This window comes from Acidomonas methanolica, from assembly GCF_004346035.1.
GTDB classification, from domain to species: domain Bacteria; phylum Pseudomonadota; class Alphaproteobacteria; order Acetobacterales; family Acetobacteraceae; genus Acidomonas; species Acidomonas methanolica.
Genome location: NZ_SLZN01000008.1, coordinates 33770 through 49959, shown reverse-complemented (window position 1 = coordinate 49959; position 16190 = coordinate 33770). Strand labels below are relative to the sequence as shown.

Sequence of the window (16190 nt, the reverse complement as noted above, 5' to 3'; positions counted from 1 at the left end):
CGGATACGCCATGACCCTGAACCTCACCCTCCCGTCCCAGTCTCACGCCGATTTCTCTCCGCGCATCACGGTGATCGGCGTCGGCGGCGGAGGCACGAACGCGGTCGACAACATGATCGCGCTGCAACTGCAAGGGGTGGAGTTCGTCGTCGCCAATACCGACGCGCAACAACTCTCCCATTCGCGCGCCGATCGCCGGGTGCAGCTCGGCCCGCATCTGACGCAGGGTCTCGGCGCGGGCGCCAAGCCCGAGATCGGCAAGGCCGCGGCCGAGGAAGCCGCCGACGAAATCGCCCGCCATATCGAGGGCGCGCACATGGTGTTCATCACCGCCGGCATGGGCGGGGGCACCGGCACCGGCGCCGCGCCGATCATCGCCAAGATGGCGCGCGACCGGAACATCCTGACCGTCGGAGTCGTCACCAAGCCCTTCACCTTCGAGGGGCCGCGCCGCGCCCGCTCGGCCGAGGCGGGAATCGCCGAGCTTCAGCAATATGTGGACACGCTGATCGTCATCCCCAACCAGAATCTCTTCCGCATGGCCAATGAGCGGACGAGCTGGAAGGACGCGTTCAAGATGGCCGACAACGTCCTCTACATGGGCGTGCGCGGCGTGACCGACCTGATGATGGCGCCCGGCCTGATCAATCTCGATTTCGCCGACATCCGCACCGTCATGGCGGAGATGGGCAAGGCCATGATGGGCACCGGCGAGGGCGAGGGCGACGATCGCGCCATCGTCGCCGCCGAGCAGGCGATCTCCAACCCGCTGCTCGAGGATACCTCCATGGCGGGCGCGCGCGGCCTGCTCATCAACATCACCGGCGGCGACGACATGACGCTGTACGAGGTGGACCAGGCGACCAACCATATCCGCGAGCAGGTCGCCGACGACGCGAACATCATTTTCGGCTCGGCGATCGACCCGTCGCTGAACGGGCGCATCCGCGTCTCTGTCGTCGCGACCGGCATCGACACCCCGCCGCCCGTCGAGACTCCCGTGGCCGCCGAGCCGGAGGCCGCGCCCGCCGAAACGCAGCCCGCGCCCGCGCATGGCCAGCAACCCTTCCAGCCCGCCTCCACCTATGCGGCCGTTCCGCGCCCCGGCTTTACGCCGGACGGTCCGGGCGCGCCCTCGCCTCATTCCATCCCGTCCCAGGCCGGCCGCGCCCCGTCGCCCCGCGCCGGTCTCTTCTCCGATCCGCAGCGCCAGCCGGAGCCCGCGGCGCCGCCGCGCAGCCTGTTCGGCATCGTGACCGGCGCGCTTCGGGGTCGTGCCGCCGCCCCCGCGCCGGAGGCTCCGCAGCCGCCGCGCGTCGAACCCGGCCTGGCCGCCCAGCCCGCGCAGACCCAGCCTCAGCCGCCCGCGCCGCAGCAAGGTCAGGAGGAGGAAAATCCGCTGGACATCCCGGCCTTTCTCCGGCGGCAGCAGTGACATGGATCACAGTTCATCAATCTCGCCCGAATTTTGACGTTTTTTCAAGGAGTTGATGCGTAATACTCGGCAACAAACATTGACTGGCGGCAAACATTCCGCCCGTTTTATGTAATGCGTCGAGCCCCGGGGTTCCCCATGCCCCGGCCCCACAGTTCCGGAGCCGCCGAATGCAGAGCCTGACCGTATGTGAAGCCCCCGCTCCGGCGGCGGACGGCACGGTTCCGGGTTCCACCGGAGCGGCACGGCAACGGACCCTCGCCAACCCGATCTCATGCACGGGGATCGGGCTTCACAGCGGCATGAAGGTCCGTCTTTCCCTCCTCCCCGCGCCGGCCGGTCACGGAATCGCCTTCCGCCGCAGCGATCTTCCCGGCGCGCCGGTTATCCCCGCGCTTTATGATCGTGTCGTCGACACGCGGCTGAGCACGGTCCTCGGCGACGCGACCGATCCCGCCATCCGCGTCGCAACGGTCGAGCACGTCATGGCCGCGTTGAGCGGCAACGGCATCGACAACGCTCTGCTGGACATAGACGGGCCGGAAATGCCGATCCTGGACGGCTCCGCCGCGGAGTTCGATTTCCTGATCTGCTGCGCCGGACGGGTCGAGCAGGACGCGCCGCGCCGCCGGATCGAAATCCTGCGTCCCGTTCGCGTCGAGGGGGAAGACGGCGCCTTCGCCGAGTTACGCCCCGCCAAACATGGCATGTTGCTGGCTTTCTCCATCGATTTCGCCGCCACCGCCATCGGCCGTCAGGCCCATGTCATGCCGCTGACCGAACAGCGATTCCGACACGAGGTGGCGAATTGCCGCACCTTCGTCGAACGGCGCGACATCGAGGCGCTGAAAAAAATGGGGCTCGCCCGGGGCGGCTCCCTGGAGAACGCCATCGTCGTCGAGGAGGACAGAATCCTCAACCCCGGCGGCCTGCGCCGGTCCGGCGAGTTCGTGCGTCACAAGATGATGGATGCGATCGGCGATCTCTACCTCGCCGGTCATCGCCTGCAAGCGCGGTTCATCGGCCATAAATCCGGCCATTGCCTGAATAATCGTCTCCTACGCGCGGTTCTGGCCGATTCCGCCAACTGGCGGCTGTCCGCCTCCCACACCCCCGCTTCCGTTCTCCGCGTCGCGGCGTGAATGCGGGATGGGGTTTCCCAGCGGCCGTCGCATGATATAAAATGCGGCGTCACTGGAAGAGTCCGCATGTCACACAGCCCCGAACGCCTGCATCGCCTCCTGTCACCCGGCATCCGCGCCCTCGCGGCTGCGTCGGGAATGTCCATACTGTGCGGCTGTTCACTCCTTTCCAACAAGCAGGAAGTGCACGTGCCCAAGATGGCCAGCGCCGAGGCACTCTACAATTACGGCGTCGATGCGTTGCACTCCCAGCGTTACACGCTGGCTTCGGGCGAATTCGAGCTGCTCCAGCAGAACTATCCCTATTCGGGCTACACCGCGAATGCGGAGCTGATGGAAGGCTACGCCTATTATCTCCAGGGCGAATATGCGCTCTCCGTCCAGCAGATCGACCGCTATCTCGAACTCCATCCCACCAGCCCGGACGCCGCCTACGCCTTCTACCTGCGCGCGCTTTGCTATTACGAGCAGATCGCCGACGTGCAGCGCGACCAGCAGGGCACGTCGGAAGCCATGGACGCGCTGGAAGAAGTCGTCACCCGCTTCCCGCAGACGGCCTATGCCCGCGATGCGCAGCTCAAGATCGACCTCTGCCGCGACCATCTGGCCGGCAAGGAAATGCTTGTCGGCCGCTATTACCAGGGCCAACACAGCTATGAGGCCGCGCTGACCCGGTATCAGCGGGTGGTGCAGGACTATCAGACCACCAACCACGTCGCCGAGGCGCTTCACCGCATCGTGGAAGTCGATCTCGCGCTCGGTCTCAAGGCCGAAGCGCAGCGCGCCGCCGCCGTTCTGGGCTATAATTACCCGGCCAGCGAGTGGTATCGCTATACGTATGACGACCTGCGTGACAACAAGCTGGTGCAGTCCCGCGACGTGCGGCCCAAGAGCCGGCCTGAAGGTCTCATCACCAGAATGTGGCACTTCATCTTCTGACGGGATATCAACGCGGCCTCGCGAACAGGCTCCGAACGATAGCGGGCATGCATGCTGACCCATCTCTCGATCCGTGACGTGGTGCTGATCGAGAAGCTCGATCTCGGCTTCAGTCCCGGCCTGACGGTGTTGACCGGCGAAACGGGGGCGGGCAAATCCATCCTGCTCGACAGTCTCGGCCTCACCCTGGGCGAGCGCGCCAGCGGCGGTCTCGTGCGCGCGGGCGCGGCGCAGGCCGCCGTCTCCGCGAGTTTCGAGGTGCCTCCCTCCCATCCCGTCCATGATCTCCTGGCCGAGCAGGGCATCCGCCTCGACGATCCGGACGAGCCCATCCTGCTGCGGCGAATCGTCACGGCGGACGCTCGTTCCCGCGCCTATCTCAACGATCAGCCGATCGGCGTCGCGCTGCTCCGGCGCATCGGCGCGCTGCTCGTCGAAATCCAGGGTCAGCACGAGCAGATGGGCCTCGCCGACCAGTCCACCCATCTCGATCTTCTCGACGCCTTCGGCGTGGACCCCGCCCTGCGGAACGCCGTGGCCCGCACCTATCGAAGCTGGATCGAGGCCGTCGCGGCGCTGGCGACGGCCCGCGCCGAGATGGAGACCGCCGCGCGGGAGGAGGAATGGCTCCGCCAGTCGGTGGAGGAACTCGCCGCCCTCGCGCCGCGGGAGAATGAGGAAGAGGACCTCGCCGCCCTGCGCGCCGGGCTCCAGCAGAGCGAGCGGCGCGGCGAGGCGATCGCCGCCGCGCTGGCCGAACTCACGCCGCGGGACCGGCGGGCGGGCGGCCCAGCGGCGGCCCTGCGCGCCGCCGCCCGCGCGCTGGGCCGCCTGCTTCCCGCGCCGCTCGATCCGGACTCGGCCCGGCCCGCCTCGTCGCAGCAGGCGCGCGCGCAGGACGCCCTGACCGCGCTGGAGAAGGCGGAGGAAGCCCTGGCCGAGGCCGAGACGACGCTTTCGCGCCTCGCCTCGGACTCTGATTCCGACCCCCGCGCGCTGGAGGAAACCGAGGAACGGCTGTTCGCCCTGCGCGCCGCCGCCCGCAAGCATGGCGTCGCCGTCCCGGAGTTGCCGGGCCTGCTTGCCTCGATGCAGGCCCGGCTGGCCGCGCTCGACAGTGGCAATGCCCGCATCGCGCAGTTGGAGGCTCGGGCACGCGACACCCGCGCGGCGTTCGAGACCGAGGCCACGCGCCTCAGCGCGGCGCGCGAGACCGCCGCGCGCCGTCTGGAAGCCGCCGTCACCGCCGAACTCAGGCCGGTGAAGCTGGAGCGCGCCCGCTTCCTCGTCTCGCTCCTGCCGCTCGATCCCGAGGCCTGGACCATTCGCGGGCGCGAGCAGGCGGCCTTCCTCATCGCCGCCAATCCCGGCCAGCCGCCCGGCCCGTTGGCGAAGGTCGCGTCCGGCGGCGAACTCTCCCGCCTCATGCTGGCGCTGAAAGTGGTACTGGCCGGACGCTCGCCCGTGGCCACGCTGGTCTTCGACGAGGTGGATTCCGGAGTGGGCGGCGCGACCGCCTCGGCGATCGGCGACCGGCTGCATCAGGTCGCACGGGATGTGCAGGTGCTCGTCGTCACTCATTCGCCCCAGGTCGCGGCACGCGGCGAGACGCATCTGCGCGTCAGCAAGTACATGCGGCAGGGCCGCACCGAGACCCTCGCCGAAATCCTTTCTCCCGCGGCGCGACGCGAGGAAATCGCCCGGATGCTGGCGGGCGACACCGTCACCGACGCCGCCCGCGCCGCCGCCGACAGTCTGCTGGGAACCGATGAGCACGCCTGAACAGGACCACGCCCGCCTCGAAGCTCTGATCGCCCGCTGGGACGAGGCCTATCATCTGCGCGACTCCCCCGAGGTCACGGATGCGGAGTATGACGCCACGCGCCGCCAGCTTCTGGCGCTGGAAGCCGCGCATCCGGAACTCCGCCGGAATGGCGGCGCCAGCAGCCGCGTCGGCGCGCCGCCGGATTCCGCTTTCGGCAAGCACCGCCATCGCGTACCGATGCTCTCCCTCGACAACGTGTTCAATCCGGAGGAATTCGGCCAGTTCGTCGCGCGCGCCGCCCGTTTCCTCGGACTGGACGACGCGGCGGTCAACGATCTCGCCTTCGTGGCCGAGCCGAAGATCGACGGATTGTCCATCAGCCTGACCTATGAGAACCGCCGCCTCGTCGCGGGCGCCACACGCGGAGACGGGCAGGAGGGCGAGGACGTCACCGCCAATCTCCGCACATTGCGCGACATCCCCGAGGCCCTGCCGGAGGACGCGCCGGATTTCATCGAGATCCGCGGCGAGATCTTCCTGACCAAGGCGGAATTCCTCGAACTGAACCGTCAGGCGGACCTCAACGGCCAGCGCCCCTTCGCCAATCCGCGCAATGCGGCGGCGGGCTCGCTGCGCCAGTTGGACCCGGAGATCACCCGTTCGCGCCCGCTTTCCCTCTTCGCCTACGCGCAGGGCTACGCCGCGCACCGCGTGGCCCCCACTCATTGGGAATATCTCGCCACGCTGCGCCGCTGGGGATTCGACGTGAATCCCCATTCCGCGTTCATCCCCCATGCCGCCGACATCCCGGCCTATGTCGAAAATCTCGGCCGCGTCCGCGCCGATCTGCCGTACGACATCGACGGCGTCGTGCTGAAGATCGACGACATCCCCCTTCAGGAGCGCCTCGGCTTCGTCGGGCGCGCGCCGCGCTGGGCGGTGGCGTGGAAATTCCCCGCCGAGCAGGCCATCACGCGCCTCATACGCATCGAGATCCAGGTCGGCCGCACGGGCGCCCTTACGCCGACCGCCCATCTGGAGCCGGTGAATGTCGGCGGCGTGCTGGTCTCACGCGCCACGCTGCATAACGAGGACGAGATCGCGCGCAAGGACGTGCGCCCGGGCGATCTCGTCCGCCTCCAGCGCGCGGGCGACGTGATCCCGCAGATTCTCGGCCGGGTGGAGGAGCCCGGCACGGAGAGAGGCCCGGCCTTCGTCTTCCCCGATCGCTGCCCCGTCTGCGGCGCGCTCGCCGTCCGCCCGCCGGGCGAGGTCGTGCGCCGCTGCACGGGCGGGCTGACCTGCGAGGCGCAGGTGGTCGAGCGGCTCATCCATTTCGTCTCGCGCGCCGCCTTCGACATCGAGGGGCTGGGCGAAAAGAGCATCCGGGAATTCCATGACGCGGGGCTGATCCATAATCCCGGCGACATCTTCCGCCTCGCCGCGCATGCCGCCGAGATCGAGACCCGCGAGGGCTGGGGCGCGCTGTCCACCGCCAATCTCCTGCGCGCCATCGAAACCCGCCGCACGATCCCGCTGTCGCGCTTCATCTTCGGCCTCGGCATCCGCCGCATCGGCGAACGCAACGCCCAACTCCTCGCGCGCCATTACCGCAGCTACGAGGCATGGAACGACGCGATGCGCAAGGCCGTCGTGATCGGCTCGGACGAGCGGCTGGCGCTGGGCTCGATCATGGGAATCGGCGAGGCCATCGCCGACGACCTCACCGCCTTCTTCCGCGAGCCGCATAACCTCGCAACCCTCGACGATCTGGCCGCCCTTCTCACCATCACGCCGGAAGAAGCGCCTCGGGAGGGCCGCCTGTCCGGCAGGACCATCGTCTTCACCGGCACGCTCTCCACCATGACCCGCCCGGAAGCGAAAGCCATTGCCGGGCGCCTCGGCGCGCAGGTGACGGACAACGTGTCCCGCAATACGGGTCTGGTCGTCCTGGGGGAGAACCCGGGCTCCAAGGCCCGCAAGGCCGCCGAACTCGGCATCGAGACGATGGACGAGGCCGGCTGGCGCGCCCTCGCCGGGCTCGACCCGGCGTGAGGACGCCCGGAAGGCCGTTTCAGACCTTGTTCACGGACGCGTCGTAAATCTTCGCGATCGCATCCGCCAGAACGGAATCGAACTCCGCCTCGTCCATCTGATGCCGCAGATCGCCGACCAGCGCGCGGGAGAAGCTGGCGATCATGCGATGATTCCGTTTCAGCTTCGCGCAGGCCTCGTCCTCCGTGTATCCGCCGGACAGCGCGACGACACGCACCACATGCGGATCGCGGGCAATGTCGTCATAAAGATCCGGCACCTCGGGCAGCGTCACCTTGAGCATCATGCGCGCCTCCGCCGGAAGCGCCCGTATCTCCTCCAGGACGCAGTCATGCAGGATCTGCTCGCATTCCTTCTTCTGCGGGCTTTTCACGAGCACCTCGGGCTCGAGAATCGGAAGCAGCCCATGCGCGCGCACCTTCGCGGCCAGATCGAACTGCTGCCTGACGATCGCGCGGATGCCGCTCTCGCTCGCCAGACGGATGACGGAACGCTCCTTGGTGCCGAACACCCCCAGCCTCGCGGCGCGCTCCAGCAGCGCGTCCAGATCCGGGATCGGCTTCATGAGCTGAACGCCGTCGGCTTCGTCCTCCATCCCCCTGTCGATTTTCACGAAGGGAACGACGCCGCGCTCGCGCCAGAGATAGGACGGTGTCGGTTCGCCCTTTACCTTGGAATCCATGGTCAGCACGAACAGAATCGTCGCGATGACCCGCTCGCCCGTGAAGCTCGGCGCCGTCATGATGCGGACGCGCATCTCCGCCATCAGGGCGAACATCTCGTCCTCGGAATGATAGGCGGTTTCGGGGATGCCATAATGCGCCAGCGCCTTGGGGCTTGAGCCGCCGCTCTGGTCGAGGGCGGCGATCAGCCCGGCCTTTCCGGCCATCTGCGCCATCATTTCAGCTTTACTCATTCGGCAGGCTCCTTTCGCGGGCTGGCCCGACAAGACGTACTCCGCGAAGCATCGCCTGAAACGCTCCGGGGTTCCTCCACCTTACGAGGAATATACACCGGACCGTGAACGTCTTCACGCGCCGACGCCGCTTTCGGTGGCGTCATACCCCCCCTTCCGCTAGACTTCGCCCCGCATGCCCGTCCTGATTCGCCCCGGCCCCGCCAACCGCCCGACGCCATGACGCCCTTCCTTCTCGGCGTCGCGGCCATGATCGTCATCATCGGCGTGTCCGTCCTCATTTCCCTTTCGGAGATCTCTTTCGCCGCCGCGAAGGAGGTGCGGTTGCGGGCCCTGGCCGAAGCCGGGGATTCGCGCGCCGCCACCTTCCTCAAATTGCGGCGCAACAGCGGGCAGGTCATCACCGTCCTGCAAATCTGCCTGAACGCCGTGGGCATTCTCGGCGGCATCATCAGCAGCGAACTGATGACGCCCGCTTTCGCTGACGCGCTCGCACTGACCGGACTGTCCCCGGGCGTAGCCGGGCGCATCGCCGCGATCGCCGCTTTCATGATGGTGACGGGCGTGTTCGTGATCTTCGCCGATCTCCTGCCCAAGCGCGTGGCGCTGAACGCGCCGGACCGCGTGGCGCTGAAAGTCGGCTGGTTTCCGGAACTGGCGCTGAAGCTGCTCTATCCGGCGGTCTGGGTCTTCTCGAAGATCTCCGACTGGCTCCTGCGCGTGCTGCGCATCCCGGCCGCCTCCGCCGTCGAGCCGGTGACGCCGGAGGATCTGAGCGCGATCCTCGCGGGAGGCATGGATGCCGGGGTGATCTCGCAGGAGGAGCATCAGCTCATCCAGAACGTCCTCGCCCTGCAGGACCGCGCCGTCACCTCCGCCATGACCCCGCGTGACGAGATCGTCTTTCTCGACATGCAGGAGAGTCCGGACGTCCAGCGCGACAAGGTGCGCGTCCGCCCCTATTCGCGCTATCCGCTCTGCGACGGCGGGCTGGATCATGTGATCGGCTCCATCCGCGCCGAGGACGTGCTGGTCTCCGTGGTCGATGACGGCGCCGTCCCGCCGCCGGAGACGCCGGAGCAGAACCCGCTCTACCGCCTGCGCCGGGACGTGCTCTCCCTGCCCGACACGCTGAACCTCTGGGACACGCTGGCGCAGTTCGACAGCCACGGCGCGGGATTCGGCCTGATCGTCAACGAATACGGGCTGGTGGTCGGGCTGATCACCTTCAAGGACATCATGGGCGCGCTGATGGACGGTCTGGCCAGCCCTTTCGAGGAGCAGGCGATCGTCCGGCGCGACGAGGATTCCTGGCTCATCGACGGCGCGGCCCCGATCGGCGACGTGATCCGCGAACTGCATATCGACCTGATCGCCGAACGCGAGATGTTCGACACGATCGGCGGCTTCATCATGAACCGCCTGCGCCGCATGGCCCGCAAGACGGACCGGGTCGACACGCATGGCTTCCGCTTCGAGGTGGTGGATGTGGACGGCTTCCGCATCAACCAGCTTCTCGTCTCCCGCCGCGACAAGCCGCCGAAACCATGAGCGGCGCCTGAACGTCCGACACGACGTTCAAAGCGCCATTCCCGCCGCCGGGACACCCAGCGAGGCCAGCGCGAGCGGCCAGCGCGCCGCATCGTCCCGCCGCAACACCGCGCCCAGCGCGGGGCCGAGGCTGAAGGCCGGGTCCCGCACCCAGATTGCCTCGATCCGCCCGTCCTTCACCCGCACCCAATACCAGACATCGCCGCGCGGCCCTTCCGCCGCTCCGATGCCCTCCCCGCCATGCGCGCCGACGGGCGGCACACCGCCTTCCCCGAAATGCTCGGCCACGCGCGCGATCCGCAGCGCCGAATCCCGGATCTCGCGCAGCCGCAGCGTGCCTCTCGCCAGCGCGTCCCCCTCGACGAGCGAACCCGCGCGCCCCGGCATGTGCCGATGGTCCTCCTCCTGTTGCCGCAGATCGAAGGACCGCCCCGTCGCGCGGCCCGCCAGCCCGCCGATGCAGAACCGCTCGACCAGCCCGCGCCCCAGCACCGCCACGCCGCGCAAACGTTCCGCGAAAAGCCGATGCGCTTCGGTCAGGTCGGGAAGCCGCTCCTCCATCAGCGCCGCCGCCGCCGCGCCGAGTTCGGGCGCGGCAATGCCCTCGGCCACCCCGTCCGGCGCGATCGCATCCGTCAGGCGACGCGTCGCCCCATGCGTGACGCACAACTCCGCCAGAGCCTGACGCGCCAGTACGGCATGAGTCGCCAGCAGACCGCCCCCGGCGGCGCGGCCGCTCGCCGCGAGATCGGCCAGATGCACGCCGATCCGCTCGATCTCCGCCAGAACGATCCGCCCATCCCGCCCGTCCGGCGGCACGACCGCTCCCAGCGCCTGCTCCACCGCCCGGCAATAGGCCAGCGGATGCGCGACGAACCCGCCCGCATGAACCCGCCCGACCGGCGCCAGCGCCTCTTCCACCCGCATCCCGCGCAATCGGGCCAGAAACCCCCGATGCGCATGGGAGGGCCGCATCTCCAGCCGCCCGTCCGCCAGCACCGGCGTCAGCAACGCCGCCGCCGCGCCGAACCCCATGCCGAGCGGCTCCGCCTCGGGCGACGCCTCCCGCGCCGCCTGCCCCGGACCAGGCCGGGGAGAAAGCGGCGTGGCGCGCAGCCACCCGCCTTCATCCAGCAAGGGCGCGACCTCCCGCGCGAACATCGGCCGCGCGTCGCAGAGATCCTGCGCCGCCCGTTCCGCCCAGCACGCGGCGGGAAGCGCCCGCGACAGGGCGAGATAACGCCCGTCCACCAACGCCGTGCCGGCCATCAGCGGGCGCTCGCGATCGAGAAACAGCGCATAGGCGCGCCCGGCCTCGCACCAATGGCCGATGAACCAGAGCGGATCGGCGACGGCCGCCTCGACCATCGCCTCCCATTGCCGCTCATCGAGCACAAAACTTTCGGGCGGAAAAGGCCCCGGCGCGATACGCTCCCCGGCCCGGATCGCCGCCGCCATGCTCACGCCGCCCGCCATGCCAGCCCCCCGCTCCACGGCCAGTTTCCCGGCGCGCCACAGGCCAAGGTCACCGCCGCACCCACGCCCAGCGCCGCCAGAAGCCAGAAGGCCGGTCCCGCCCGTTCCACCCATGCCGGCCGGAGCCGCGCCGCCTGCGCCACCACCATCAGCAACACGACTCCCCCCGCCAGCCTGTCCATCTCCAGCAAGGGCCCGACCAGCAGCGCGGCGGCAGGAAAAGCAGGAGACGGGGGCACCGCCGCCGCCATCCAGCGCCGCTCCCCTTCGCTGATCCGCCCGCACTCCAGCGCCACGCCCAGAGTCAGGAGCAGCAGGGCCGCCACCAGCACCCCGTTCCCCGATACGCCCACGGCCGCGCAAAGCGTCACGAGCGCCGCCGTCCCGCTCTCCCGCCGCAACACGGCAAGGGCGAGCGCCACCAGACCAGCCACGAGAAACACCAGATGAATCACCTCATGGGGCGGCAGGCGCAACATCAGCGCCAGAGCCCCGAGACGCGGCAATCCGTCGAGCCCCCTATCGACCCCCGGAGCTTCAAACGCCGCCTGCCCGAGCCCCGCCAGCAGACAAAGCCCCACGGCCAGAAGCAACATCCCGGCCCGCCCGGTGGTCCCCACCCCGCCCGGCGAAACCGCCAGCGCCGCGCCAAGCAGCGCCAGCACGGCGCCCATGGCGCGCAGACGCGCCTTTTCCCAGGCCTGTCGCGCGCGAGGGGCTCCCGCCGCCTCATGCAACGCGGGCAGAACGGAGGCCAGCGCCAGCAACGCCACCACCGGCAACATCGCCCTGAGCCCCACCGCGAGCATGACGCAGAACGCCGTCAGGAACACCACCACCCCCGAAAGCCGCTCCGCCGCCTCCCTGCGCCAGAGCAGCAGAGGCATTCCCGCCGCCAGCACGCGCACGACGTCGGACAACGCATCCTGTCCGGGCAGAAAAGGCGTCAGCAGGATCGTGCCCGCCAGCCCCGTGCCCGCCAGGAACAGCGCCGCCGCCGCGCGCTGCCCCCGCCCCGTCAAAGCCAGCAGACACGCCGCGAGCAGGGGCCAGCACGGCAGCAGCGCCAGAACGAGGCTTCCTCCCCCCGCCAGCAGTGCCTCACCCCTCATCGGGGAGATCCACGCGCAACCACGCCAGACGCGGCAGCAGCCAGACGCCCAGAACGCCCAGCGCCGCCCAGACCAGCAGCGCCGCCAGCAGCAGCATGCCGTTGCCCAGCACCCCGGCCAGGACGATCAGCCCGTTCACCGCCCCGAGCAATCCGACGAACTGCACCAGAGGCGCCGGTTGCGCCGCGCCGCACAGTCCGAGCAGCACCACCCCCGCCGCCATCAGCACGGGCAGGTCCGACGGCGCGGCCAGAGCGAGCAGCAACAGCAGCACCAGCACCATGCCGCCCAGAATCCCGATCAGCGCCGGTTGCGGAAGGCCGCGCCCCCCCGGTTCATGGGGCGCGAGCCGCCGCAATCCCGCCCAGGCCGCGCCATTCGTCGCCAGCGCCGCCAGCGCCGCCGCGATCGCGACGTCTCCGCGCGCCGCCACGGCCACGCATCCCGCCGCAAGCACACCCTGCACGGGCAGAACGCGCCCGTCCCGCCCGATCGAGGCCAACGCCAGCAGGAAGAACAGCCCGAACAGCATTGTCATGCCCCGAGTCTCCCCGCCAGCACCAGCGCCACGCCCGCCGCCGCCAGCATGACCGCCACGCCCGGCCTGCGCCATGAGTCGAACAACGCGCCCAGCCCGGCCATCAACGCCAAACGGACGGGCATCGCCGCCCAGTCCAGCAGATGCTGCCCGCGCCAGCCCTCTCCCGCCACCAGCCCCGGCATGGCCAGATCGGCCAGCAGGACGTACCATCCGCACGCCCCGAGATCGAGCGCCAGCCGCAGCACGGCCCGCTCCCGTCCTCCGGCGCGGGGAAACAGCGCCTCGCATGCTCCGGTATCGAGCAGGGGGGCCGCGATCGCCAGCATCGCCAGCGCCATGAAGACCAGCCCGCCCGCCAGGGACGGCGCCGCGTCGATCCGCAAATTCCGCGTCAGCCCCGCCAGCCCGTTCGCGCCGGGCAAGGCGATGGCGATCAGCGCGCTCACCAGCACGAGTATCAACGCCAGCGCGCCCAGCCGCCACGCCTCACCCCGCACGAACCGCAGCGCCGCCCCGTCCCGCCGCCACACTGGCGCGCCCGCCGAAGCCGCGAACCTCCACAGCGCCGCCCGGCTGGCCAGCAGCAGCAGGCCGACCGCCAGCGGATCGGCCAGAACCGGGAAAAACGTCCAGAACGTCGCAATCGGCAGCACGGCCAGCGCCGCGACGGCAAAGCCCAGCGCCAGCCGCGCCTCCACCCCCACCGCGCCCCCGGCCTGCCATCCGGCCAGCAGAAGCCGCCAGCGCGCGCCCCAGCGCCCGGCGCGTCGCCCGTCCAGCCAGGCGCGGATCATCGCGCCGAAATCGACCAACAGCGGCGCGACGAGCAGGACGATCGCCATCTGGATCAGCCAGAGCAGCGCCTCGCTCGCCCCTTCGAAGACCGCGGTCACGCGGCGGCTCCCAGCACCGCCAGGCCGAACGCCACAAGCCCCAGCCAGAAGGCGGGCGATAGCGGTGCCTTGAGCGCCAGCCCGAGGCCGTTTTTCATGTCAGCCGCCTTCGCGAGGGACTCCCCCCAGCGCCGTCCGGCCCGACGGAAGAGTACCGCCCGCCTGCGCCAGCCATAGGCCCAGACCGCCGCGCCCGGCCGCGCGCCCGGCTCCTCGAACGGATCGCGCGTCATCCGCCCGCCCGGCCCTGCCGCCAGGACCACAGACGCCAGAAGCAACGCGGCGAGCCAGGGCAGCCAGCGCCCGCCATCCCCGCCCGGCACCGGCGCGAAGAGCGAGCCGGACCATGCCTCCGCCGCCCCGCACATCGCCGCGAGACCCGGGGCGACGATCATGAAGACCAGCCCCGGCGCGACCGCCGCCAGCCCCGGCAGCACATAGTCTTCGACTCGATCAAGCCCCGCTTCCCCCAGCCTGCGCCAACAGGCCCGCAGCTCCAGCACCGCGATCCAGCCGATCACCCCGCCCAGCGCCAGCGCGGGCACGATCCAGCCCGTCTCCGCCGCCGCGAGTCCGAAGAACGCGTGCAGCCCCAGCCAGAGCGGCAGAAACCCCGCCGCACCGGGCAAAACCGATCGCAGCAGGATACCCGCCCGCCCCTCCGCGACTCCCGGCACAGGCAACAGCACCATGGACAGCAGCAACGCCTCGGCGGCGGCCAGCGCCGTCTCCGCCAGATCGGCCCGGCGCGCGCCGAGCAGCGCCGCCAGCCAGAAAAGCGGCAGTACCACACGCCGCGACACCAGGGTCCACCGCCCTTGCCCAATGGGGCAGCACCCCGCCAGACCCGCCGCGACGAGCAGCCATCCGACCGCCGGGTCGGGCGTGACATGCGTCGCCAGCAACGCCAGCCCGAGCACCGGCACGTCCGCGAAGGCCGCCAGCAGCACCAGCCCCGTCAGGCAGGACACCACCGCCGACCCGCCAGCGCCCGTCACGAGCAGCACCAGCCCCCCGGCCAGAAATCCGACCCGACATCCACCCTGGGCGCCCGTCATTCCTCCCGCCAGCATCCCGGCCAGTCCGAGCAGCGTCGCCCCCGCCACGCCGTCCAGCACCAGCCCCGCCGCGCCGAGCATGAGCGCCGCCGCACCCGGCCCCCGCGCCGCGAAGGAGACCGCCACCACCACCGCGTCCAACGCATCGCGCAACGGGTCCAGATGCAGCGGGCCCGCAGTGAGACGGACGCTGTGCGCGGAGACCCAGCAGACCGCCGCCAGATGCAGACTCGCAAGCGCCAGCCCGACACCGCGCCGGGCGGAATCGGAAAACGGAACCGGCACGGACAGCGCGGCCCACCGCAGGGCGGGAAGGCCGCAAAGGAGCAGAAAGAGAACGAGAGCGGACAGGATATGCCCCTTATGCCGGTTCGTCTGGCCGCGACGCGCCGCGTGCCCGCGCCGGACCCGTTGATGCTCAGATCATAGCGAGACGCGTCTTGCGCCGGGGCGGCGGAAAGGCGCCGTCCAGCGCGGCGAGATCGGACTCCGTCAGCTCCAGCTCGGTCGCCAGCAGGTTCTCGCGCAGATGGGACATCGTTCCCGCCTTGGGAATCGCCAGCACATCGCCGCGCCGCAACACCCACGCCAGCGCGATCTGCGCCGCCGTCGCCGCTCCCGCCGAGGTTTCATGCCGCGCCGCGATCCCGTCGAGCACCGGATGATGCAGCAATTCGCCGCCCTGACCCAGCGGCGAATAGGCCATGTTCACCACCCCCGCCACGCGATCGCGGTCCAGCAGGTCGAACTCCACGCCGCGATATTCCAGATTGTAGAGAATCTGGTTCGCCGCGCAGAATCCGCCCAGTTCCTCCAGCTCCTCCATGTCATCGACATCGAAATTCGAAACACCCCAGTCGCGGATCACGCCGTCCGCCCGCAGGCTCTCCATCCCGCGCACCGTCTCGGCCAGAGGCACGCCGCCGCGCCAGTGGAGCAGGTAGAGATCGAGCCAGTCCGTCCCCAGCCGTTGCAGGGAGTTCCGGCAGGCGCGCCGCACCCCCTCGAAGGAGGCGTTGGACGGCAGCACCTTGGTGACGAGGAAGACCTCCTCGCGCACGCCGTCGATCGCCTCGCCGACGAGCGTTTCGGAGCGGCCGCCGCCATACATCTCGGCCGTGTCGATCACCCGCAGCCCGGCCTCGATTCCCGCCCGCAGGCTTGCGATCTCCTCCGCCCTGCGTTCCGTGCAGTCGCCGACATTCCACGTCCCCATGCCCAGGACAGGCAGTTCGGTTCCATTCCTGAGCGTGATCTTCCGCATCGGCATTCCACACCCTCCCTATCTTATCTTCATGGCCTTTTCT

The 16190-nt window shown here is 69.8% G+C and carries 13 protein-coding genes; 6 read left to right on the top strand and 7 right to left on the bottom strand.

All coding sequences use genetic code 11. From position 1 onward, the window contains the following. Window positions 1-10: 10 nt before the first annotated feature. From ftsZ to ligA, 5 genes are all read left to right on the top strand, one after another. Window positions 11-1435, top strand: a complete 1425-nt coding sequence (ftsZ, locus tag EDC31_RS08250) for a cell division protein FtsZ (protein WP_042059901.1) — start codon at window positions 11-13, stop codon at window positions 1433-1435. Between the two features lie 170 nt (window positions 1436-1605). Beyond that, window positions 1606-2577: a UDP-3-O-acyl-N-acetylglucosamine deacetylase gene (gene lpxC, locus EDC31_RS08245; protein ID WP_052511999.1), complete on the top strand. Its 972-nt coding sequence runs from the start codon at window positions 1606-1608 to the stop codon at window positions 2575-2577. Window positions 2578-2643: 66 nt separating this feature from the next. Further along, on the top strand, window positions 2644-3516 hold the full coding sequence (locus EDC31_RS08240; RefSeq protein WP_042059903.1) for an outer membrane protein assembly factor BamD: 873 nt from the start codon (window positions 2644-2646) through the stop codon (window positions 3514-3516). 51 nt (window positions 3517-3567) lie between these two features. After that, window positions 3568-5298 (top strand): DNA repair protein RecN, encoded by a 1731-nt coding sequence (recN, locus tag EDC31_RS08235; protein WP_132126997.1) that lies wholly within the window; start codon window positions 3568-3570, stop codon window positions 5296-5298. After that, window positions 5285-7336 carry an NAD-dependent DNA ligase LigA gene (ligA, locus tag EDC31_RS08230; protein ID WP_042061832.1) on the top strand — a complete coding sequence of 684 codons (2052 nt, stop codon included), beginning with the start codon at window positions 5285-5287 and terminating at the stop codon, window positions 7334-7336. Before recN ends, ligA begins: the two co-directional genes overlap by 14 nt. A 19-nt stretch (window positions 7337-7355) precedes the next feature. Here ligA and EDC31_RS08225 read toward each other — a convergent pair whose 3' ends face one another. Then, a complete protein-coding gene (locus tag EDC31_RS08225) occupies window positions 7356-8252 on the bottom strand; it encodes a fructose bisphosphate aldolase (protein WP_042061830.1) in 897 nt (298 codons plus the stop codon). Window positions 8253-8471: 219 nt separating this feature from the next. Between EDC31_RS08225 and EDC31_RS08220 the strand changes: the two genes are divergently transcribed. Beyond that, window positions 8472-9803 (top strand): hemolysin family protein, encoded by a 1332-nt coding sequence (locus tag EDC31_RS08220; protein WP_042061829.1) that lies wholly within the window; start codon window positions 8472-8474, stop codon window positions 9801-9803. A 27-nt stretch (window positions 9804-9830) separates the two neighbouring features. On the opposite strand, the gene EDC31_RS08215 is transcribed toward EDC31_RS08220, so the two are convergent. The 6 genes from EDC31_RS08215 to EDC31_RS08190 form a co-directional block, all read right to left on the bottom strand. Then, window positions 9831-11297, bottom strand: a complete 1467-nt coding sequence (locus EDC31_RS08215; RefSeq protein WP_132126996.1) for an NADH-quinone oxidoreductase subunit D-related protein — start codon at window positions 11295-11297, stop codon at window positions 9831-9833. After that, complete coding sequence (locus EDC31_RS08210) at window positions 11264-12391, bottom strand: hypothetical protein (RefSeq protein ID WP_132126995.1); 1128 nt, start codon at window positions 12389-12391, stop codon at window positions 11264-11266. Before EDC31_RS08210 ends, EDC31_RS08215 begins: the two co-directional genes overlap by 34 nt. Continuing rightward, a complete protein-coding gene (locus tag EDC31_RS08205) occupies window positions 12381-12929 on the bottom strand; it encodes a hypothetical protein (protein ID WP_132126994.1) in 549 nt (182 codons plus the stop codon). Before EDC31_RS08205 ends, EDC31_RS08210 begins: the two co-directional genes overlap by 11 nt. Further along, window positions 12926-13825, bottom strand: a complete 900-nt coding sequence (locus EDC31_RS08200) for a hypothetical protein (protein ID WP_042058820.1) — start codon at window positions 13823-13825, stop codon at window positions 12926-12928. Before EDC31_RS08200 ends, EDC31_RS08205 begins: the two co-directional genes overlap by 4 nt. After that, on the bottom strand, window positions 13822-15168 hold the full coding sequence (locus EDC31_RS08195) for a hypothetical protein (protein ID WP_042058818.1): 1347 nt from the start codon (window positions 15166-15168) through the stop codon (window positions 13822-13824). The genes EDC31_RS08200 and EDC31_RS08195 overlap by 4 nt, the downstream gene beginning before the upstream one ends. 133 nt (window positions 15169-15301) lie before the next feature. Then, on the bottom strand, window positions 15302-16147 hold the full coding sequence (locus EDC31_RS08190) for an aldo/keto reductase (RefSeq protein WP_042058835.1): 846 nt from the start codon (window positions 16145-16147) through the stop codon (window positions 15302-15304). Window positions 16148-16190: the final 43 nt, after the last annotated feature.

Coding starts and splice junctions, on each gene's coding strand:
- ftsZ (WP_042059901.1), top strand. CDS start 11: ATGACCCTGAACCTCACCCTCCCGTCCCAGTCTCACGCCGATTTCTCT.
- lpxC (WP_052511999.1), top strand. CDS start 1,606: ATGCAGAGCCTGACCGTATGTGAAGCCCCCGCTCCGGCGGCGGACGGC.
- EDC31_RS08240 (WP_042059903.1), top strand. CDS start 2,644: ATGTCACACAGCCCCGAACGCCTGCATCGCCTCCTGTCACCCGGCATC.
- recN (WP_132126997.1), top strand. CDS start 3,568: ATGCTGACCCATCTCTCGATCCGTGACGTGGTGCTGATCGAGAAGCTC.
- ligA (WP_042061832.1), top strand. CDS start 5,285: ATGAGCACGCCTGAACAGGACCACGCCCGCCTCGAAGCTCTGATCGCC.
- EDC31_RS08225 (WP_042061830.1), bottom strand. CDS start 8,252: ATGAGTAAAGCTGAAATGATGGCGCAGATGGCCGGAAAGGCCGGGCTG.
- EDC31_RS08220 (WP_042061829.1), top strand. CDS start 8,472: ATGACGCCCTTCCTTCTCGGCGTCGCGGCCATGATCGTCATCATCGGC.
- EDC31_RS08210 (WP_132126995.1), bottom strand. CDS start 12,391: ATGAGGGGTGAGGCACTGCTGGCGGGGGGAGGAAGCCTCGTTCTGGCG.
- EDC31_RS08205 (WP_132126994.1), bottom strand. CDS start 12,929: ATGACAATGCTGTTCGGGCTGTTCTTCCTGCTGGCGTTGGCCTCGATC.
- EDC31_RS08190 (WP_042058835.1), bottom strand. CDS start 16,147: ATGCGGAAGATCACGCTCAGGAATGGAACCGAACTGCCTGTCCTGGGC.